At 60.8% G+C, this 19,832-nt stretch carries 20 protein-coding genes and 1 pseudogene; 13 read left to right on the top strand and 8 right to left on the bottom strand.

Translation table 11 applies throughout. The features are described 5' to 3' along the window. Nucleotides 1–44: 44 nt before the first annotated feature. The 10 genes from rnr to hemH all read left to right on the top strand — a co-directional run bounded on the left by rnr (nucleotide 45) and on the right by hemH (nucleotide 9,384). Complete coding sequence (rnr, locus tag L1073_RS04765; protein WP_246897193.1) at nucleotides 45–2,459, top strand: ribonuclease R; 2,415 nt, start codon at nucleotides 45–47, stop codon at nucleotides 2,457–2,459. 31 nt (nucleotides 2,460–2,490) lie between these two features. After that, a complete protein-coding gene (gene rlmB, locus L1073_RS04760; protein WP_246897192.1) occupies nucleotides 2,491–3,276 on the top strand; it encodes a 23S rRNA (guanosine(2251)-2'-O)-methyltransferase RlmB in 786 nt (261 codons plus the stop codon). 191 nt (nucleotides 3,277–3,467) lie between these two features. Next, entirely contained in the window at nucleotides 3,468–3,890 is a 423-nt protein-coding gene (rpsF, locus tag L1073_RS04755; RefSeq protein WP_097022761.1) for a 30S ribosomal protein S6, read from the top strand. A gap of 23 nt (nucleotides 3,891–3,913) precedes the next feature. Then, entirely contained in the window at nucleotides 3,914–4,141 is a 228-nt protein-coding gene (gene rpsR, locus L1073_RS04750; protein ID WP_040244525.1) for a 30S ribosomal protein S18, read from the top strand. A gap of 18 nt (nucleotides 4,142–4,159) precedes the next feature. Beyond that, nucleotides 4,160–5,011: a hypothetical protein gene (locus L1073_RS04745; RefSeq protein WP_246897191.1), complete on the top strand. Its 852-nt coding sequence runs from the start codon at nucleotides 4,160–4,162 to the stop codon at nucleotides 5,009–5,011. A 15-nt stretch (nucleotides 5,012–5,026) separates the two neighbouring features. Further along, a complete protein-coding gene (rplI, locus tag L1073_RS04740; protein WP_246897190.1) occupies nucleotides 5,027–5,473 on the top strand; it encodes a 50S ribosomal protein L9 in 447 nt (148 codons plus the stop codon). A gap of 197 nt (nucleotides 5,474–5,670) precedes the next feature. Continuing rightward, on the top strand, nucleotides 5,671–7,059 hold the full coding sequence (dnaB, locus tag L1073_RS04735; protein WP_246897189.1) for a replicative DNA helicase: 1,389 nt from the start codon (nucleotides 5,671–5,673) through the stop codon (nucleotides 7,057–7,059). A 65-nt stretch (nucleotides 7,060–7,124) separates the two neighbouring features. Further along, nucleotides 7,125–7,424: a hypothetical protein gene (locus L1073_RS04730; RefSeq protein ID WP_246897188.1), complete on the top strand. Its 300-nt coding sequence runs from the start codon at nucleotides 7,125–7,127 to the stop codon at nucleotides 7,422–7,424. Between the two features lie 354 nt (nucleotides 7,425–7,778). After that, nucleotides 7,779–8,081 (top strand): DUF6482 family protein, encoded by a 303-nt coding sequence (locus tag L1073_RS04725; RefSeq protein WP_246897187.1) that lies wholly within the window; start codon nucleotides 7,779–7,781, stop codon nucleotides 8,079–8,081. 316 nt (nucleotides 8,082–8,397) lie between these two features. Further along, the gene (hemH, locus tag L1073_RS04720) at nucleotides 8,398–9,384 is read left to right on the top strand and encodes a ferrochelatase (protein ID WP_246897186.1); all 987 of its coding nucleotides are present in this window, start codon (nucleotides 8,398–8,400) and stop codon (nucleotides 9,382–9,384) included. Nucleotides 9,385–9,493: 109 nt separating this feature from the next. Here the strand turns inward: hemH and L1073_RS04715 are convergent, their stop codons facing one another. The 7 genes from L1073_RS04715 to L1073_RS04685 form a co-directional block, all read right to left on the bottom strand. Next, nucleotides 9,494–9,895 carry a Na+/H+ antiporter subunit G gene (locus L1073_RS04715; protein ID WP_246897185.1) on the bottom strand — a complete coding sequence of 134 codons (402 nt, stop codon included), beginning with the start codon at nucleotides 9,893–9,895 and terminating at the stop codon, nucleotides 9,494–9,496. 10 nt (nucleotides 9,896–9,905) lie between these two features. After that, nucleotides 9,906–10,175, bottom strand: a complete 270-nt coding sequence (locus tag L1073_RS04710; RefSeq protein ID WP_246897184.1) for a K+/H+ antiporter subunit F — start codon at nucleotides 10,173–10,175, stop codon at nucleotides 9,906–9,908. Then, nucleotides 10,169–10,666: a Na+/H+ antiporter subunit E gene (locus L1073_RS04705; RefSeq protein ID WP_246897183.1), complete on the bottom strand. Its 498-nt coding sequence runs from the start codon at nucleotides 10,664–10,666 to the stop codon at nucleotides 10,169–10,171. Before L1073_RS04705 ends, L1073_RS04710 begins: the two co-directional genes overlap by 7 nt. Then, the gene (locus L1073_RS04700; protein ID WP_246897366.1) at nucleotides 10,663–12,177 is read right to left on the bottom strand and encodes a monovalent cation/H+ antiporter subunit D; all 1,515 of its coding nucleotides are present in this window, start codon (nucleotides 12,175–12,177) and stop codon (nucleotides 10,663–10,665) included. The genes L1073_RS04705 and L1073_RS04700 overlap by 4 nt, the downstream gene beginning before the upstream one ends. Beyond that, nucleotides 12,174–12,524 (bottom strand): Na+/H+ antiporter subunit C, encoded by a 351-nt coding sequence (locus tag L1073_RS04695; RefSeq protein WP_246897182.1) that lies wholly within the window; start codon nucleotides 12,522–12,524, stop codon nucleotides 12,174–12,176. The genes L1073_RS04700 and L1073_RS04695 overlap by 4 nt, the downstream gene beginning before the upstream one ends. Further along, nucleotides 12,524–15,322, bottom strand: a complete 2,799-nt coding sequence (locus tag L1073_RS04690) for a monovalent cation/H+ antiporter subunit A (RefSeq protein ID WP_246897181.1) — start codon at nucleotides 15,320–15,322, stop codon at nucleotides 12,524–12,526. The genes L1073_RS04695 and L1073_RS04690 overlap by 1 nt, the downstream gene beginning before the upstream one ends. 91 nt (nucleotides 15,323–15,413) lie before the next feature. Further along, nucleotides 15,414–15,590, bottom strand: a complete 177-nt coding sequence (locus L1073_RS04685) for a hypothetical protein (protein WP_246897180.1) — start codon at nucleotides 15,588–15,590, stop codon at nucleotides 15,414–15,416. Nucleotides 15,591–15,898: 308 nt separating this feature from the next. Here L1073_RS04685 and L1073_RS04680 point away from each other — a divergent pair, with 308 nt between their 5' ends. Continuing rightward, nucleotides 15,899–17,203: a lytic murein transglycosylase gene (locus tag L1073_RS04680; protein ID WP_246897179.1), complete on the top strand. Its 1,305-nt coding sequence runs from the start codon at nucleotides 15,899–15,901 to the stop codon at nucleotides 17,201–17,203. 79 nt (nucleotides 17,204–17,282) lie between these two features. Here the strand turns inward: L1073_RS04680 and L1073_RS04675 are convergent, their stop codons facing one another. Then, nucleotides 17,283–17,993 (bottom strand): 16S rRNA (uracil(1498)-N(3))-methyltransferase, encoded by a 711-nt coding sequence (locus L1073_RS04675; RefSeq protein ID WP_246897178.1) that lies wholly within the window; start codon nucleotides 17,991–17,993, stop codon nucleotides 17,283–17,285. Nucleotides 17,994–18,131: 138 nt separating this feature from the next. Here L1073_RS04675 and L1073_RS04670 point away from each other — a divergent pair. Continuing rightward, nucleotides 18,132–18,359: pseudogene (locus L1073_RS04670) on the top strand (polyhydroxyalkanoate synthesis repressor PhaR); the annotation flags it as partial. Between the two features lie 97 nt (nucleotides 18,360–18,456). Beyond that, entirely contained in the window at nucleotides 18,457–19,758 is a 1,302-nt protein-coding gene (gene purD, locus L1073_RS04665; protein WP_246897177.1) for a phosphoribosylamine--glycine ligase, read from the top strand. Nucleotides 19,759–19,832: the final 74 nt, after the last annotated feature.

Below are 19,832 nucleotides of genomic sequence, written 5' to 3'. Positions count from 1 at the left end.
GCACGACGTTTACTTGCCACCTCGCCTGTAAGGAAGTCATTACCATGAACCCTTGGAAACTCAGTGACGATCCGCATGCGGAACGTGAAGCGAGTAAATACGATAACCCGGTCCCCAGCCGCGAATACTTGTTCGCCCGCCTGGAAGAATACGGTAAGCCCATCACACCCGAAGACCTCAGTAGTATGCTGGTGGTGGACGACGAAGAGCGCCTGGAAGGCGTGCGTCGCCGGCTTGCTGCGATGGAGCGTGAAGGTCAGATACTACGCAATCGGCGCGGGGCCTATGCCCTGATCGACAAGCTCGATCTCATCAAGGGGCGAGTCCAGGGGCACCGTGATGGCATGGGCTTCCTGATTCGAGAAGATGGCAAGAAGCCCGACCTGGTGATGCCGCCACGTCAGATGCGGCGTGTCTTCGATGGCGATCAGGTGCTGGTGCGTGTCAGCGGTCGCGATCGACGTGGGCGTGACGAAGCGACCATCGTCGAGGTCCTTGCTCGCAACACGCAGTCGCTGGTGGGTATCTACCGCCAGAATACCGCCGAATTCGGCGTGCTGATTCCCGAAAAATCACGCATCGCCCAGGAAGTCATCATCCCGCATAGCGCCAGCGGTGGTGCGCGTGACGGGCAGATCGTCTCGGCCCGTATTACCCAGCAGCCGGCGACGCGTGTACAGCCGGTGGGCGAGGTGACGGAAGTGCTCGGCGAACGCATGGATCCAGGGATGGAAATCGATATTGCCATCCGTAGTTACGAGATCCCCGCCGAGTTTCCGCCCGAAGTGCATGCGCAAATCGCCGATATGTCCACCTCCGTGGACGAAGCCGACAAGGCGCATCGCATCGACTTGCGTGATGTGCCGCTGGTGACCATCGACGACGAGTCCGCCAAGGACTTCGACGATGCCGTCTGTGCCTGGAAGACCAAGTCCGGTAGCTGGAAGCTGCTGGTGGCGATCGCCGACGTGTCGCACTATGTGCGTCCGGGCAGTGCCCTGGACCAGGAGGCGATCACGCGCGGCACCTCGGTCTACTTCCCCGGTCAGGTCGTGCCGATGCTGCCGGAGTTGCTCTCGAACGGGTTGTGCTCGCTCAATCCCGAGGTCGACCGCCTGGCGCTGGTCTGCGAGATGAACATTTCGCCGAACGGGGCGATCAGCCGCTATCGTTTCTACGAGGCGGTCTTCCAGTCCCATGCGCGCCTGACCTACAACAAGGTCGCCGGGATCCTCGATGACGAAGGCTCCGAAGGCGAGGCATTGCGCGAGCAGTATCGCGACCTCGTGCCGTCGCTCAAGAACCTCAAGAGTCTCTACACGATCTTGAGGGAAGCCCGCGAAGCACGTGGCGCTATCGATTTCGAGACCACCGAGACGGAAATAGTCTTCAACGACGCGCGCAAGATCGAGAAGATCGTGCCGCGTACGCGCAATGACGCGCACAAGATCATCGAGGAGTGCATGCTGGCCGCCAATGTGGCGACGGCGCGCTTCCTCGACAAGCATGATCTGCCGGCGCTGTACCGCATTCACGAGAAGCCCTCGCCGGAACGCCTGGACAAGTTGCGTCTGTTCCTCAACGAGTTGGGGCTGTCTCTGGGCGGGGGTGATGACCCCACGCCGCAGGATTATCGTGATCTTGCCGAGACGATCAAGGGGCGCCCCGACGCTGACGTCATCCAGACGGTGATGCTGCGTTCGATGAGTCGCGCGGTCTATTCGCCGCAGAACGATGGTCACTTCGGTCTGGCGTATCCCGCTTACGCGCATTTTACTTCGCCGATTCGGCGCTATCCGGACTTGCTCGTGCACCGCGCCATTCGTTCGGTGATTCGCGGGCCGCGGCAGACCAATACGGTGCTGCGTGCCGAAGGCGCCCCGGTAGAGCCACCCAGCAAATGGGCACCGTACAGCTTCGAACAAATGCTCGAGCTGGGTGAGCATTGTTCGATGACCGAGCGTCGTGCCGACGATGCCACGCGTGACGTGGAGGACTGGCTGAAATGCGAGTTCATGTCGGACAAGCTCGGTGAGGTCTTCGAGGGCACCATCGCCTCGGTGACGCAGTTCGGCGTTTTCGTGCGTCTCGACGACGTCTATGTCGAGGGGCTGGTCCACGTGACCTCGCTGCCGTCCGACTATTATCACTACGAGGCCGAGAAACACCGTCTCAAGGGTGAGCGGAGCGGCATGTCCTATCGGCTGGGCGATGGTGTCACCGTGCAGGTGGCACGTGTCGATCTTGACGATCGCAAGATCGACTTCGAGCTGGCCGATGAGAAACCGCGTCCGCAGAACCCGGCCCGGCGCAAGAAACCCGCTAACGATGGCGCATCGGTACGCGGTAAGCAGAGCGCAGGACAAGCCGGCAACGCGGCGAAGAAGGAGCGTGACGGCAACAAGCCGCGTCGTCGTTCTCGAGGCGGCAAGGGCGGTGGCAAGGGTGACAAGCGTTGAATAAGCGCCATGGAACGGGGGGTGAAGCATCATGAAAGCTAAACCTTCCCGGGGGCGTGTCGCGACGCCTGAAGGCCTGGACGCCGTGTATGGCGTGCACGCCGTGCGTGCATTGTTCGAGCGAGGCCAGCCGCCACGCGAGCTGTGGTTACAGGAAGGGCGTGCCGAGGCACGCCTGGAAAGCCTTCAGGAGCACGCCCGTCAGGCTGGCATCAAGTGTGTTGGCGTCGCCCGCGAAACGCTCGATGGCGTGGCAAAAGGCGCTGTGCATCAAGGCGTGATTGCCTTTGCGCCACCGCTGCAGGCCGAGAGCGAAGAGGCGCTTTGGTTTCGCCTGGGTGCCTGGCAGCAGCCGGCTCCGCCGTTGCTGTTGATCCTCGATGGAGTGACCGATCCGCATAACTTCGGTGCCTGCCTGCGCAGCGCCGATGCCGCAGGTGCTCATGGTGTCATCGTGCCCAAGGATAAGGCCGCACCCCTCAACGCGACGGTGCGCAAGGTGGCCTGCGGCGCTGCCGATATCACACCTGTCTATCAGGTCACCAACTTGTCGCGGGCGATGGCGCGCCTCAAGACGCATGGGGTATGGATCGTCGGTACGGCGGGCGAGTCGGCGCAGAACCTGTACGAGGTCGACTTGATGGGGCCCGTGGCCATTGTCATGGGCGCCGAAGGCAAGGGCATGCGCCGTCTGACGCGCGAGGGCTGCGACCTACTCGCCAAACTGCCCATGGCGGGGAGTGTGTCGAGCCTCAATGTGTCGGTTGCCACGGGCGTGTGTCTGTTTGAAGCTGTGCGTCAACGCCATGTCTCTTGAATGTCTGGATGAGCGAGACAAGTTGCAAGCACGCGGGGTGATCACTACAATTGATCGGCTTTCCGGGCATCGTTTCGCGTGTCCGAAAACATAGAGAATTTCTCTCCTTGCTTCTCGTGGTCCGTAGCCCTTGTACTTGGTACTTGTGAATGACGGGCCTCGCGGAAGCTGTCAAACCGTAAGGAGCTATCATGCGTCATTACGAAATCGTGTTCATGGTCCACCCGGATCAGAGCGAGCAGGTGCCGGCCATGGTCGAGCGCTATACTGGGCTCGTTACCGAAAACGGCGGCACTGTGCATCGCCTGGAAGATTGGGGACGTCGTCACCTGGCCTACCCGATCAACAAGATCCACAAGGCCCATTATGTACTGATGAACATCGAGTGCAGCGGCGAAACGCTCGACGAAATCGAGAATATCTTCCGCTTCAACGATGCCATCATTCGTAGCCTGGTGGTGCGTTGCAAAGAGGCGGTCACCGAAGCATCTCCGATGATGAAGCCGGCCGAAGAAAAGCCGCGTCGTCGTGAAGAGAAAAGCGAGCGTCCGAACGCTGAGCGTTCCGAAACGAACGCCGATGCTGATGCCGACGCCGAAGCTGAAGCCAACTGATTCGTACCTCTGGAGGATAAACCATGGCACGCTTTTTCCGTCGCCGTAAGTTTTGCCGCTTCACCGCCGAAGGCGTGAAGTACATCGATTACAAGGATCTTGATACCCTCAAGTCCTATATCACTGAAACCGGCAAGATCGTACCCAGCCGTATTACCGGCACCAAGGCTCGTTATCAGCGTCAGCTGTCCACGGCCATCAAGCGTGCTCGTTATTTGGCGCTGCTGCCCTATACCGACAGCCACCAGTAAAACAAGGCGACTGGCGCGATGCAGGCACTGGCCCGTTGGGTGATGCGCGGTACGCCGCAGGCGGCGATGGTCGCTTTGATTGCGGCGCTGATTCCTTGGTTGTTCTGGCTAAGTGCCGCCGTCGCTGCTTTGGTAACGTTACGTCGTGGTTTGGGTCCCGGTCTGCCTGTATTGATTGCCGCCGCGCTACCTGCCGGCTGGTGGTGGGTACAGGGGGATGCCGTTCCGCTCGCCAGCGTTTTGCTGGTGACGTTGATGGCGACCATACTGCGCGCGCGGATGCATTGGGGCGAGACCCTGATTGGCGGCATGCTGGTATGTGTGGTGCTGGTGCAGTCCGGTATATTCCTGCCGCCCAGTGGGGCGGGGCCGTTGCTCGAGCAGGTCCGCCAGAATTCGGCGGAAGTCGATACCATGCTGACCGAGTTGAGTGCCCAAGGTGTCTCCAGCGAACAGTTGGCGGGCATGTTGATCGGCGGCGTGACAGGCCTAGTGGTACTGCTTGCGGCAGTCGCTTGTTTGGCACTAGCGCGTAGCTGGCAAGCCGGGCTGTACAATCCCGGCGGCTTTCGTGACGAGTTTCACGCGCTGCGCTTGACGACCAAGGAGCTTTTGCTGCTGGTGGGCGTTGGCGTATTGGGCGTGCTGGTATCCATGCCAATGGCGACGATGCTGGTGTGGATACCCCTGCTCGTAGCAGGCATTGCGTTGGTGCATGGTTGGATTGGATTGAAGGGGATGAGCGGGTTCTGGTTGATCGGCTTTTACGCATTGCTGCTGACGACCTGGCCCACGATTCTGGTTGTGCTGTTGCTGGCCGCTGTCGATACTTTCGCGGACTTCCGCGCACGCTTGGCCGGCAACCACTGATGAGAGGTTAACGAGATGGACGTCATTCTGCTCGACAAGATCGGCAAGCTGGGCAACTTGGGTGACCAAGTCGCCGTCAAGGCCGGTTATGGCCGCAATTATTTGGTGCCCTATGGCCTTGCCGTGCCGGCCACCAAGGAAAACGTTGCCGCTTTTGAAGCGCAACGTGCCGAGCTCGAAGCGCAAGCCATCGAGCGTAAGTCCGAAGCCGAAGCGCGCGCTGAACAGCTGGCTGACATCGAGCTGTCGTTGGTCGCCAAGGCGGGTGAAGAAGGCAAGCTGTTCGGTTCCATCGGCCCGCGCGACCTGGCCGACGCACTGACGCAGGCGGGTCTTGATGTACTCAAGAGCGAAGTGCGCATGCCGGAAGGCCCGATTCGCCGGACCGGTGAGTATGACATTACGCTGAAACTGCATGCGGAGGTCACGACCAGCGTGCGTATCGTGATCGTCGCCGAGTAAGCGATCGCGGCGATATGCCGACATGGGGCGCGAGGGGTAACCTTCGCGCCCTTTTTATGCCATGAGCCAAGATCCTGGGATACGTGAGGCAGGGTCCATGAGATGCAACAGTATGGTCATCACGTCATCATAGAGGTGGCTGACATGGTTAACGTGTACTTCGCCGACTTTCGATATCGACTGGTCAGGAAACGAGCATGAGCGAATACGTCGAGCACGACCAGGAAACTGCGGCTCTCAAGGTGCCACCGCACTCGCTGGAAGCTGAACAATCAGTACTCGGCGGGCTGATGCTGGACAACAGCGCCTGGGATACGGTCGCCGAGCGCCTGACCGCCAACGATTTCTATCGCTACGAACATCGTCTGACCTTCAATGCGATGGCGCAGCTCGCCGACGCAGGGCATCCGCTCGATGTGGTCACGCTCTCGGAGGCGCTGGAAAACCGCGATCAGCTGGAAGGTGTGGGCGGATTGGCTTACTTGGCCGAGCTGGCGCGCAACACGCCATCGGCGAGTAACATTCGTGCGTACACTGATATCGTGCGCGAGCGTGCGACCTTGCGCAAGTTGATCCAGGCGGCCAATCAGATCGCCGAAGGCGCCTTTGCCCCGCAGGGCCGGCCCTCTGATGAGCTGGTCAACGAGGCCGAGCGCCTGGTGTTTCAGATCAGCGAGGATCGTCCCAAGACCGGTGGGGCGATCGGCATGAGCGACCTGCTCAGCAAGGCCGTCGATCGTATCGACGAGCTTTTCAACATGCAGGGAGAGATGACGGGGCTTTCCTCCGGCTTTCGGGATCTGGACGAGATGACGTCGGGCCTGCAACCGTCGGATCTGGTAATCATCGCCGGGCGTCCTTCCATGGGTAAGACAACATTCGCCATGAATGTGGTCGAGCATGCAGTCATCTCCAGTGACAAGCCGGTCATGGTATTTTCCATGGAAATGCCCGCAGAGGGTTTGATGCTGCGCATGCTCTCTTCGTTGGGGCGTATCGATCAGACGCGCGTGCGGACCGGGCAACTGGAAGACGAGGACTGGCCGCGCTTGACCTCGGCGGTCAATCTGCTCAAGGACAAGCAACTCTTCATCGACGATACCGCCGGGCTTTCGCCCAACGAGATGCGCTCACGCACGCGGCGTCTGGCGCGCGAGCACGGTAACATTGGCATGATCATGATCGACTATCTGCAGCTCATGCAGATCCCCGGTTTCTCCGAGAACCGTACCGGCGAGATTTCCGAAATCTCGCGCTCTCTCAAGTCATTGGCCAAGGAGTTCAACTGTCCGGTAATCGCTTTGTCACAGCTCAACCGCTCGCTTGAGCAGCGGCCCAACAAGCGCCCGGTGATGTCGGATCTGCGCGAATCGGGGGCCATCGAGCAGGACGCCGATGTCATCGCGTTCGTCTATCGCGATGAAGTCTATAATCCCGACAATCCCGACAACCACGGCCTGGCGGAACTTATTATCGGCAAGCAGCGTAATGGTCCGATCGGGACCGTGCATATGGCCTTCATCGGCAAGTACACACGCTTTGAGGATCTCGCTCCCGACAGCTACGGTCAGCATATGGGCGAGTGATGATGGTAAGTAAAACATGCCGGTGTTGCCTTATAATGCCGGCGAGCAAGTGAACAGGAGGGGAGATGGCGAGCGGATTTCAACGTGGCAAGAAACGTACCCCCAAGCTCGAGGGGCGTGGTCGACTGGAAAGCGTCGAGCGTGAAGGGCCGTTCAAGGAGTGGTTGGGGATGCCCGATCTCTACCGTTATTCCCTGGTCGTCGATGGTGAAACCTACAGTTATCAGACCGAGGATGCCGAATTGCCCGTCGCGATCGGTGACCGAGTGGTGTTTCGCTACAAGGAAACTCGCGCGGGGAACTGGGTCGATCGTAATTCGCTCGGAGTGGCGATCGATCCATCCACATACCAGCGCGATTCTTGATACATGGCGCTGTGCAATACAGGGGGCCGGTACGCCGGCTCCTGGTGAGTCAAGGGCGGCTGGCCGGCGCGCGTGTCACTACTTGAGCATTGATATCTTTTGCTTCCTTCCTGTCTATCTCCCTCGTCATGCGCCCGAGTGGTGGAACTTATCACGGGGCGATGCGTCTCAATAAGTACGTTTTTCCTCTTCTCGGTCCAGGTTTAGGCGCATCGTGTGCCCCTAACCGAGACGTTTACCGCTATCTCCGCCATACTCATATGCAACATTTCTGTCATCTCGGCAAGGCAAGCTGGGCGTGCGCCATAGCAGGTAGCGATGTCTTGTCGAGTTTATTTTCTCAAGGAGAAATCTATGGAAATCAAGGAACTAAAACACTTCGTGGATGCAGAGCATGACTTCGAAATTCGCGTCATCAGTCATGCGGGCAGTCGTCTGTACCGCGTCGAGATGGAGGATATCGAAGGCCAACGCTACCCGCTGATGCGACGTGGCAAACCGATGTTGTTTCGCGCCCTGGATGATGTCTATGCCGAGCTCAAGCGTGCAGGCATTCATCGCGCCTATCTCGTACAGTGGGTTGCCCATGACGAGGTGATCGGACGAGATACGCATTACCAGTCCCCACTGACTTCGCGCATGCCGTTGGTGTTTTGACATACCGCGCATGACGTCATCCGAGTCGCGTTCGGCGCTCCACTCACCCACCGCAATGCTGAATTTATAGCCCGGCTGGCAGCCGGGGCCTAGGTGCGAAGGCACCGGGCATTTCCCTCCTCACGACGTTATCCTCGATTGCTTCCACGCGCTTTTTCAGGGCATGCCTCCCAGGCAAGCCAATACTGTGTGTTAAAGTCTTGGACATAATTTATCCAATTATTGTACAAATCGTGTCTATAGTATAACGCGATAAGCTCAACGTGCCCGTGGCTTGTTACACTGTCCGGCAAAGGTCTTTTACAGGAGAGGTTTCATGGGGTCAGCTCCCTTCGGCGTCATGCTCGTCAATCTTGGCACGCCCGAGGCCCCGACGGCGTCAGCGGTGCGTCGCTATCTGGCGGAATTCCTCGGCGACCGGCGTGTGATCGACCTGCCGCGTGCCAAATGGCTACCGATTCTGCATGGCATCATCCTGCGTATTCGGCCGCCACGTGTCGCCAAATCCTATGCGGCTGTGTGGCGGGAGGATGGCTCGCCGTTGCTCGCCATCGGACGTCGCCAGCAACGCGCACTGAAGGAGCGGCTAGCAACGCGTATGGGGACCGAGATCCCCGTCGAGCTGGCGATGACCTATGGTAAGCCGAGCATGGAGGAAGCCGGCCTGGCGCTGCGTGACGCCGGGGTCGAACGCATCCTGGTGCTGCCGCTGTACCCGCAGTTTTCTGCCACGACGACGGGGGCGGTCTTCGATCGCTTGGCGCGCGCACTGGCGCCGTGTCCGCATTTGCCGGAACTGCGTTTCGTGCGCGATTACCATGATCATCCGGCCTATATCGAAGCGCTGGCGGAAAGCGTTCGCGAGCATTGGGCGACGCATGGTCGGCAATCGCGTTTGCTGTTTTCCTATCACGGTATTCCCAAACGCTATGCCGATACCGGCGATCCTTATCCACGTCATTGCGAAGAAACCAGCCGTCTGGTAGCCGAGGCACTGGGGCTCGAGGCGGATGAGTGGCGACAGACTTATCAGTCGCGTTTCGGGCGCGAAGAGTGGCTCAAGCCGTATACCGACGAGACCTTGAAGGCGTGGGGTGGCGAGGGTCTCAAGGGCGTTGATGTGATCAGCCCGGCCTTTGCCGCCGACTGTCTGGAAACGCTGGAAGAACTGGAAGTCGAGAACCGTGGATATTTCGAAGAGGCGGGCGGCAGTGACTATCAATACATCCCCGCGCTCAATGATCGTCAGGATCATATCGACTTGCTGGCCTCGCTCGTCGAGCAACACACCCAAGGCTGGTAACGCCACTGACCGTTTTGGCAAGGCGTTTATAGGCAAGGCGCCCGATGGCGAATGCCATCGGGCGTCGTCAGTTGGACGTCAGACAATGTTCAGGCTGGTTTGTAACTGTTCAGGGTAGCTTGGAACTGCCCTGGGGCGATTCCTCGGAGGTGTGCTCATCGTCGTCTTCCTGAAGCTCCTGGGGATTGCCGCGGGTCCTGGGATCGCGTTCGAGCTTTTGATGCAATGCGCTCTTGCTCAGTAGATGCGCGGAGACGGGGGCGGTAATGAACAAGAAGATGGTAATCAGCAGCTCCTGCAGGCTAGGGCCGCTGTCGAGCAGGCTGAAATAGGCGATCGAGGCCAGCAGTACACAGCCCACGCCCAGCGTGGAGATCTTCGAGGGACCGTGCAGACGCATGTAGAAATCCTTCATGCGTGCCAGCCCTAGCGAGCCGATCAAGGCGAAGATACTACCGGCGATCAAGAAGAAGGCGATGATGCCTTCCATCAACGTATATAAGGCAATCATGGTCTCTCCACTATTCGATGATGTCGCCGCGTAACAAGTACTTGCAAACCGCTACGGTGCTCACGAAACCGAGCATGGCGATGAGCAGCGCCGCCTCGAAATAGGTGCGGTGCCCCAGCCAGATACCGAATAACACGATCAAGGCGATGGAATTCACATACATCGTATCCAGCGCGAGGATGCGGTCGGGTAGGCTGGGGCCGACCGCGACCCGGTACAAATTGAGTATGACCGCGATCGCGAACAGCACCACGCTGACCTTGAGAGCAAAATCTAGCATTCGAAGATCTCCTTGAGCGTACGCTCATAGCGCTCATGGATATGACGCTTCATGTCGTCGATATCGTCGACATCCAGAGCATGGATCAGCAGGGTCTTGCCATCCATGCGCAGGTGCGCCGATACCGTTCCCGGCGTCAGGGTGATGGTGCTGGCCAGCATGGTGATCGTGAAATTCTCCTGTACCTCGAGCGAATACTCGACGAAGGCGGGGCGTGCCCGTCCTCGCGGATCGAGTATGACCTTGGAGGCCTCCAGGTTGGCGACCACGATATCGAGCAGTACTCGGAAGAAATAGCGCACCATGAGCCAAGGTTTCTTGATCCTGGGTTGTTCTTCCCAGAAGGGCTTGGTGATCAGCGGGATGACGATGGCTAGAAAGCCGCCAAGCAGCCAGTGTCCCAAGGCGATGCTGTTCATCAACAGCAGCCACACGATCAGCAGCAAGACGGATAGCAGGGGCATCGGCAGCCACTTGCGAGGACGAATCATGCATCACCTCCAGTGTCGTCGCGGGCGATGATGGATTCTACATACGCGTCGCGGTCGAGCAATTGGGCGGCGGTCGCCTGAGTAAACGCTGTAATGGGTCCAGCAAAGGCCACCATGAGCGGCGCACCACCGATCAATATGAGCGTGGCGGTGACGCGCAGCGGGCCGAGCGTGATGCCGGTCTTCTCGCCCGACGCCCGCCAGAAGATGGTCGAGCCGGTACGTGATAACGCTATCAAGGACGCTAGCCCGCTACCCAGCAGAATCGGCCACAGCCAATACTGTTGTGCCGTCGTCGCCGCCTGAAGCAGCAGGGCCTTGCCGAAGGCGCCGGATAAAGGCGGTAAACCGGCCATGGCGATGGCGGCGGCGAAGAACAGCAGACCCAGTGTGGCGGGTTGCGTCAGCGTGCGCGATTGTACGATGCGTGCGCCCGCCTTGCCGCGTTGCTGGGCGATGGCATCGACCAGCAGGAACAAGCCGCCACTGACCAGGGTGGTGTGGATCAAGTAATACAGCAGCGCACCCAGCGCGGCTTCATTATGCATGCCGATCCCCGCTAGCAGGGTGCCCACCGAGACCAGGATCAGATACGCCACCTGAGTGCGCATGTCACGTGCGGACAGCACGCCCACGGCACCGAGCGCGAGCGTGGCCAAGCCTAGCCACCATATCCATGGCTGGGCGAGGTTTGCCAGAGGACCGGCTTGCTCGCCGAAGATCAGCGTGTACACCCGGATGATCGAATAGATCCCGACTTTGGTCATGATCGCGAACAGGGCGGCTACCGGTGCCGGCGCGGCGGCATAGGCGCGCGGCAGCCAGAAATATAGCGGCAACATAGCCGCCTTGAGCCCGAACACGATCAGCAGCAACAAGGCGCCGGCCTTGACCAGCCCCAGGTCGGCGGTATCCAGCGTGGGCACGACCGCTGACATGTCGGCCATGTTGAGCGTCCCCATGGTGCCATAGAGGATGCCCAGCGCGATCAGAAACAGCATTGACCCGAGCAAGTTGAGCGTCACGTAATGAAAGCCGGCATGCGTGCGTGCCTTGCCGCCGCCGTGCATCAACAGCGCATAGGAAGCGATGAGCAGGACTTCGAAGAAGACGAACAGGTTGAAGAGATCGCCGGTCAGGAAAGCGCCGTTGATACCCATCAGTTGCAGCTGAAACAACCCGTGAAAGTTGGAGCCTTGTTCGTCGTCACCGGCGCAGGCATAGAGCAAGCTGCCCAGTGCCAGCAATGAGGTGACCAGCACCATCAGGGCGGACAGGCGGTCGAGTACTAGAATGATGCCGAATGGCGGCTGCCAGTCGCCCAGGGCGTAATAGCGGATGGTATCGTCGGTACTTGCGGCGACCAGCAATATCCCCACCACCACCAGCGCGATCGTCGAGAGCACGTTGGCTGTGCGGCGCAAGGTGAGTGCGCCGCCACGGTGGATCAGTAATGCCACCCCCGTAAGCAGCGGCAACAGAACCGGTAGAATGATCAAGTGCTGCATCAGGACTTGTCCTCCCGTGGCTCGTCGACACGGTTGCCGTTGACGTGGTCGCTGCCCACGTCACCGCGCACGCGCATGGCGAGAATCACCGAGAAGGCGGTCATGGCGAAGCCGATGACGATGGCGGTAAGCACCAACGCCTGCGGTAGCGGATCGGCGTACTCACCGCCGCCATCGCCGATCACGGCCGAGCCGTCGGTGGTCAGCCCCCCGGTGGAGAACAAGAACAGGTTGACGGCATACGACAACAACGTCAGGCCGACGACCACGGGGAAGGTGCGCCCGCGTAGCGCCAGGTACAATCCGCTGGCGGCCAGGATCCCCGTGGTGGTCGCGAATAGCGCTTCCATCACGCTTTCTCCTTCTGCTTGGAGGGACGGTGCGACGTGGTCACCTTGCCCAGGTTGGCAAGAATCATCAGCGTGGCACCGACCACGGTAAGGTAGACACCGAGATCGAACAGCAGGGCCGTGGCCAGCTCCATGTCACCGATCAGCGGGATGTGGAAGTGGCCGAAGGACGAGGTCAAGAACGGATACCCGAAGGCCCAACTGCCAACCCCGGTCAACGCGGCAATGGCGACGCCGGCGACGGCGATCGGTTGATACTGGAATGACAAGCGCTGCTGGGCCCATTCGACCCCATGGGCGATATACATCAGGATCAGCGCCACCGCCGTCACCAGCCCCGCGATGAAGCCACCGCCCGGGGCATTGTGGCCACGCAGGAAGATGAACACCGAGACCAGCAAGGCCATGGGCAGCAGCGACTGGGAAACCGATGCCAGGATCATGGGGTAGCGATCCGGCGACCAGGGCCGTCCTTCGCTGTCGCTGGAAGGCATGAACAGACGCAGGCGATTGAGTAGCTTGTAGATGCCAATCCCCGCGATGCATAGCACCGTGATTTCGCCCAGGGTATCGAAGCCACGGAAATCGACCAGAATCACGTTGACCACGTTATGCCCGCCACCGCCGGGTACGCTGTTCTCGAGGAAAAAGTCGGAAATCGAGTTCAAGGGGCGCGTCAGCAGGGCATAGTTGAGGCTGGCCACCACGCCACCGAAGCCCGCCGCCAGCAGGACATCGCGGACGATGCGCGACGCACTCGACTCTTTGGGAGTCTTCTGCGGCAGGAAGAATAGCGCCAGCATCAAGAGGATCACCGTGACCACCTCGACCGCCAACTGAGTCAATGCCAGGTCGGGCGCCGAGAAGCGCGCGAAGATCAGCGATGCCATCAAGCCGACCACCGACAGCATGATCAGCGAAATCAGGCGACGACGATGCAGGAAGGCCGTCGCCAGACCGGCGAAGCAGGTGATCACGGCACCGACGATGATCAAGGGACTGGCCTCTTGCGTGGCCAACTCGCCTTTCAAGGTTTCGATCCCCATCAAACTCATGCCGGCGACGACCAGGGCGCTGATCACCACCCACAGCATGTAGCGTTGCAGCGAACCGTTTTCGAGGGTATCGATAGCCCACTGAGTGAAACGTACCAGGCGCTGAACGGCATTCTCGAAGATTGCCAGCGAATCGCGTGAGGCGAATTGACGATGGAAGGCGAACAGGTGCTGGCGTAGCACGTATACCAAGAGGCCACCGAGCAGCGCGATCGTGCTCATCAGCAAGGGCAGATTGAAACCGTGCCAGATGCTGAGGTGGGGCTCGGGAGCGGGCATCGTCATGGCCGCATCGGTGGCGGCCGTCAACAGTCCCGTGGCGGTCAGGGCGGGGAATAGCCCCACGACCACGCACACGATAGCCAGCACCAGGACCGGCAGACGCAGCAGGAAAGGCGCCTCATGCGGTGTCTTCTTGAGATCGCGTGGCTTGCCGTCGAAGAAGGTATTGCGCACAAAGCGCAATGCATACGCAGCAGACAGGATACTGGCGACTGTGGCCAGGGCGGGGATCAGCCATGCCAGACCACCGAGAAGCGGTGTCTCCAGCGACTCGGTAAGCATCATCTCCTTGGAGAGGAAGCCATTTAGCAAGGGAAACCCGGCCATCGAGGCCGCAGTGATGGTGGCCAGCGCAGTGGTCATCGGCATGTAGCGCCATAACCCCTTGAGCTTGCGAATATCCCGCGTGCCGCACTCATGATCGACGATGCCGGCGGTCATGAACAGCGCTGCCTTGAAGGTCGCATGGTTGAGGATATGGAAAAGTCCGGCGACCAACGCCATCTGGCTGTTGAAGCCGAAGAGCATAGTGATCAGCCCCAGGTGACTGACGGTCGAATACGCCAGGATCGCCTTGAGATCGAGCTTGGTGAGAGCGAAGTAGGCGCCATACAGCATGGTCACCAACCCGGTCAGGCTGACCAGGTAAAGCCACTCTTGCGACCCAGCCAGCGCTGGATGCAGGCGAGCCAGCAGGAAGACCCCGGCCTTGACCATGGTCGCCGAATGCAGAAAGGCCGACACCGGCGTTGGTGCCGCCATGGCCTGGGGTAGCCAGAACTGAAACGGAAACTGCGCCGACTTGGTGAATGCGCCGAGAAGAACCAATAGCAACGCTGGCAGATAACGCGGATCCGCGAGGATGACATCGCGGCTATCGAGCACCGTCTGCATGTCGAAGCTGCCCACGATCTGGCCAATCAGAATAAAGCCGGCAAGCAGTGCCAGGCCCCCCATGCCGGTGACGGCCAGCGCCATGCGAGCGCCTTTGCGCGGAGCCGATTGGTGGCTCCAGAAGCCGATCAGCAAGAATGACGACAGGCTGGTCAACTCCCAGAACATCCATAGCAGGATCAGGTTGTCGGCCATCACGATGCCCAGCATCGAGGTCATGAAGAGCATCAAATACGCATAGAAGCGCGGCATGTTGTCCGCTTCCGCCAAGTAGTGGCGCGCATAGAGAATGATCAGCAGGCCGATCCCCAGGATCAGCAGCACGAACAATAGCGATAGACCATCGAGGCGCAAGGCGAGGTCCAGGCCCAGGGCCGGCACCCACGAGAAGGCCAGGCGTGGGACCTCGCCAGCGAGCACGCCGGGCGTCTCGCGTAAGGTAACCAGCAGTGCGATGAGTGGCATCGCGGCGGTCAACAGGGCGCATTGATGGCGCCGCTGGTTCGAACCCAGCAATGGCAACAGACTGCCAAGCAGCGGCAACAGCACGATCAGTAGCAATGACATGCAACTTGCTCTTGTCGTTTAACGTTTGAGGGTACCCGCGACCGTCCGGGCGGAGGTTCGGATACGAGTATGGACGGCGGCAGCGCGAACGTCAGTCGCGCACGACGGGAGGGTCCGTCAGATAAGGGCGTCTGATACCTCGGGGTGCCAGCATCCAGGCAGGGGTGCGGTCGGTTGCATCGCCGGCTGGCATGTATGACAGACGATGGGCACCGTAATGGCAGGGCATGCACAGCGGCAGGCAGCCGGGCAGGAAGTGTCCTGTCATGGTGTCTCTCCTCCTTCGGAACGCTTCGGCGCGAAGCTGTGTGTACAGCGGCTTGTATTGATTGATGATTTGTTGCGTCGGGCGCCAAAACGAGATGGTTGATCGAATGTACCATGCACCTTCCCGGCCTCGCTATAGCCTGGGCGCCGAAAGATGCAGTGGTGGATGTTATCCCTGGCGCGTTCGCTCTGGTGGCAGCGTCGTCGCCTAGGTAGCATGACCGTGCCCGGCAGCTATGCTTGTCGGTCTGATTCGGTCCGCGTCGCTCGGCGCTTGGCCTCATCGTCGTCATTGACAAGGAACGACATATGAAACGACCCATTTGCAGCCTCGCATTGGGGCTTTGTCTGGCGGGATGCCAAGGCATGGCGACCAGCGATACCACAGCTTCCTCGACCCAGGTCGATAGCGCGCCGGCGAAGACGCCGAGTATCTCCGCCACTCAGGCCGCAGACGACGAACAGGCATCGACCCGGGGGATGCGCCAGGAGTTCGCCGCCTGGGTGGAAGATTACCGGAGACATGCGGCCGCAGAAGGCATTGATGCCGTCACGCTGTCGGCGGCCTTCGACGATGTCCGCTTCCAACCGCGTATCGTCGAGCTCGACCGCTCGCAGCCAGAATTCTCCCAGCCTGTGTGGGCGTATCTGGACACGGCGGTCTCCGATCAGCGCGTCCGCCAGGGGCGTGCAAAACTCGATGACCACCGCGACGCCGCGATGCGCGCTGAGGATCGCTACGCGGTGCCGGCCGACATATTGACGGCGATCTGGGGCGTGGAGAGCAACTACGGTAGCCATTTCGGCAGCTTTTCGACCATCGATGCGCTGGCCACGCTAGGATTCGAGGGGCGGCGTCAGGACTTCGCCCGTCGCGAACTGCTCGCGGCCTTGAAGATTCTGCAAAGCGGCGATATCGACCGTGAGCACATGCGCGGCTCCTGGGCGGGTGCCATGGGGCACACGCAATTCTTGCCGTCGAGTTTCCTCTCCTATGCGGTCGACGCCGATGGTGATGGTCGGCGTGATATCTGGGGCAGCGTGGACGACGTGATGGCCTCGACGGCGTATTACCTCGAAGACGCCGGCTGGCAAGGGGGTGAGCCGTGGGGCGTGGAGGTCACGCTGCCCGAGAATTTCGATTACGCGCAGAGCGAGCTCTCGGTGCGTCATTCCAGCGATGAATGGCGCTCGCAAGGCGTGCGTGCACGCGGTGATGAGTGGCCGTCGTTCGACGACGCCTCGGTGATTACCCCGGCGGGCGCACGTGGTCCCGCCTTCATGGTGGGCGCTAACTTTCGCGTCATCATGCGCTATAACGCCTCCACCAGCTATGCGCTGGCTGTCGCGACACTGGCCGAACGCATTGCGGGTGGTGATGGTATTCAGGGCGACTGGCCGCGCGATCTCGAACCGCTGTCGCGCACCCAGGTCAAGGAAATGCAACGTCGACTCAACGCGCAGGGCTTTTCTACCGGTGGAGCGCCGGATGGCATCGTGGGCCCCAACACGCGTCGTGGTCTGCGTGCATTTCAGCACAGCCAGGACATGACGCCGGATGGTTTCCCTACGCATGCCTTGCTGGAAAGATTGCGTGACGCAGGCGAATCGTGAGCGACCCGCCCCCTGGCTGGAGCGCCGAGGTGGTGGGCTAAGAGGTGTCATGTCGCGGGAGGCGTTGAAAAGAGCGAGGTTAGAATAGCCGTGCCAGCAGGGCGGTCACGGCGGTCTCGACGCGCAGGATACGCTCGCCCAGGTGCACGCCTTCGAAACCGAGGGCTTCGAACCGCTCGACTTCGTAAGGCACGAAGCCGCCTTCGGGGCCGATCGCCAGGGTGACGGGCTCGTCGAGGCCGCGTGGGCAAGTCGTTGCCATGCCGGGGTGCGCGATCAGCGCGCGACGCCCGCTCAACTGCGCGGGTAGGCGATCCTCGATGAAAGGCTTGAAGCGCGGCTCGAATGTCACGCTCGGCAGATGTGTGTCGCGTGCCTGCTCGAGCCCGAGGATGAGATGATGGCGGACCTTCTCGGGCGTCAGTTCGGGTGATTGCCAGTAGCTTTTCTCGACGCGCCGGGTATGCAGCAGGGTAAGCTGTTTGACGCCCAGCGCGGTGACATGCTCGAGCGTGCGCGCCAGCATGCGTGGACGCGGCAGCGCCAGCAGCAGATGAACCGGCAACGGCGCGGGGGGATTGCGATCCAGGGTGACCGTGAAGATGGCACCCGTATCATCCAGTGATTGCAGCCGCCCGTGCCCCAGCGCACCGCCGATCAGGCCCACGCTCAGTTCATCACCGGGCACGGCACGGTGTATTTCGCGCAGGTGGCGCAGGCGCACGGGGTCGCGCAGATGCATGCGCTGGGCGTCGAGGCGATCATTGTCGTCGAAGAGAATGAGGTTCATGAAAGCTCCGCGAATGGCGCGCGTAGTCTACTAGTATGCCCCCGTGCTGTCGTGGGTGGCTTGCGCTGCTCGAATGTCGGTGCACAATGCAATGACAGCCTCAGTAAGGACTGCGCTGTGCGCGTGATACGCAAGTATGCCAAAAGCGGTGAAGATCTGACCCGGTCCATCCTGCTGTCGATCATCACCGAGCAGGAACAGCGTAACGACAACGAGGCCGATGTCTTTTCCAACGCCTTGCTCGAACAATTGATCCGCATTTACGCCATGGCACAGCCCTTGCCGCTGGCCCGTTATCTCGAACAGGGCACGCAATTGATGCTTGAGCAGCAGCGCCGTATGCAGGATCAGTGGCAGCAGGCGATGATACGCCGGAACGCTGATGTCCCGTCCTGTGGTGGCGCACGCTTTCTGCCATAATGGCCCGATATTTTTCGTCATAGCTCCATAAGGTCTTATCCAGATGAAGGTTTTGATCATCGGCGGCGGTGGCCGCGAGCACGCACTCGCCTGGAAGGCAGCCCAATCTCCACGGGTCGATGCCGTTTTCGTGGCGCCGGGCAACGCCGGCACGGCGCGCGAGTCGAAACTCACCAACGTGGATATTGCCGCCACCGATTTGGTGGGGCTGGAGGCCTTTGCGCGTGACAGCGGTGTGGAGCTGACCATCGTCGGTCCCGAAGCGCCACTGGTCGAGGGCGTGGTCGATCGCTTTCAGGCGGCGGGACTGGCGATCTTCGGCCCCACCCAGGCGGCCGCCCAGTTGGAAGGCTCCAAGGCCTTCGCCAAGGACTTCCTGGCCCGGCATGCGATTCCCACCGCTGCCTATGCCACCTTCACCGATATCGAACCGGCGCTGGCCTATGTGCGCGAGCAGGGCGCGCCGATCGTCATCAAGGCCGACGGCCTCGCCGCTGGCAAGGGAGTGATCGTGGCCATGACGCTGGAGGAAGCCGACGCGGCGGTGCGTGACATTCTCGCCGGCAATGCCTTCGGCGATGCCGGTGCGCGGGTGGTGATCGAGGAGTTTCTGGAAGGCGAGGAAGCCAGCTTCATCGTCATGGTGGATGGCGACCACGTATTGCCGATGGCCACCAGCCAGGATCACAAGCGTGCCGGCGATGGCGATACCGGCCCCAATACGGGGGGCATGGGTGCCTATTCGCCGGCGCCTGTGGTGACCCCGGCGGTCGAGCAGCGCATCATGGATGAGGTCATTCTGCCCACGGTGCGCGGCATGGCAGCCGAAGGACAGCCCTATACGGGCTTCTTGTACGCCGGGCTGATGATCTCGCCGCAAGGCGCGCCCAAGGTGATCGAATACAACTGCCGCTTCGGTGATCCGGAAACCCAGCCCATCCTGATGCGCTTGAAATCGGACCTGGTGGCGCTGTGCCTGGCGGCGACCCAAGGCCAGCTTGCGACCCAGCAATGCGATTGGGACACGCGCGCGGCGGTGGGCGTGGTCATGGCGGCCGGCGGTTATCCCGACGCTTACCGCAAGGGTGATGTCATCGACGGCTTGGAGGGGGCCGAGGCCGTTGGCTGCAAGGTATTCCATGCAGGTACTGCCTTGCGCGACGATGGTCGGGTCGTGACCAGCGGTGGCCGCGTGCTATGTGTGACGGCCTTGGGCGCGCGTGTCACGGTGGCGCGCGCGCATGCCTACGAAGGCGTGGCGGCGATCGACTGGCCCGATGCGCTGTATCGCCGCGACATCGCCCACCGCGCGGTGGCCCGGGAGCGCGATGACGCCAACGCATGAGGCGTTCGGCATGCCGCTCTACCAATGATAAGCGACGAGCAGGGTAACGCGACATGGAAGCTGTACGATCGAGC

It is taken from the genome of Chromohalobacter nigrandesensis (assembly GCF_023061285.1).
Classification (GTDB): Bacteria; Pseudomonadota; Gammaproteobacteria; order Pseudomonadales; family Halomonadaceae; genus Chromohalobacter; species Chromohalobacter nigrandesensis.
The sequence above is the reverse complement of the archived record's forward strand: the minus strand, read 5'-3'. Positions and strand labels throughout refer to the sequence as shown.